This is a genomic window from Acidithiobacillus albertensis, assembly GCF_001931655.1.
Lineage (GTDB): Bacteria > Pseudomonadota > Gammaproteobacteria > Acidithiobacillales > Acidithiobacillaceae > Acidithiobacillus > Acidithiobacillus thiooxidans.
The window spans coordinates 1-544 of the sequence record NZ_MOAD01000072.1; the positions used below are offsets into that span (position 1 = coordinate 1).

1 protein-coding gene is annotated in these 544 nt (G+C 43.2%); it reads right to left on the bottom strand.

Annotated elements, in window-relative coordinates; translation table 11 throughout:
- Nucleotide 1: 1 nt before the first annotated feature.
- On the bottom strand, nt 2–544 hold a 543-nt coding region (locus BLW97_RS17985; protein WP_158025238.1), incomplete at its 5' end, for an outer membrane beta-barrel protein.

Here is a 544-nt window from a genome sequence, read left to right on the forward strand (position 1 = left end):
TTTAGAACCAGAAGCCGGTTTCAAGAATATCCCGGATCTGGTCTGGTCTGTTATCATTACCAAAACCGGTAGTGTAATTGCTTAGACGCACATAGGACAATTCATCACGAATAAAATATCCATCGTTTGTATAGGTGGGTGTGATCATGACACCCAACGCACTGGATCCTGGACCATAGCCGAAATAGAAACCATTTGTTTCGGATTGACTGGAATGTTCATAGTCTACGCCGGCAGCTATTGACCAGTGACTACTGATATCGTAAGCCCCGTGGATCATGGCACTGATGTTAGAAGAACTTTTTGTTGTTCCTAATGAGACGCTCTTAGGAGTGTGAATGTACTGTACTTCAGGAGTGATCGTAAAATCAGATCCTGTATATGTGTAGTAAGCGCCATACATCTGACTATTATCTAGGGCAAGTTCACCATTGACATAGCCATTAGGCGAGTAACGTGTTGTGCTAGTGATGCTGCCAGTATGCCCAGTATTACCCATGCCATAGATAGATAAGGAATTATCAGAATTGATGGCGTAGGTGAC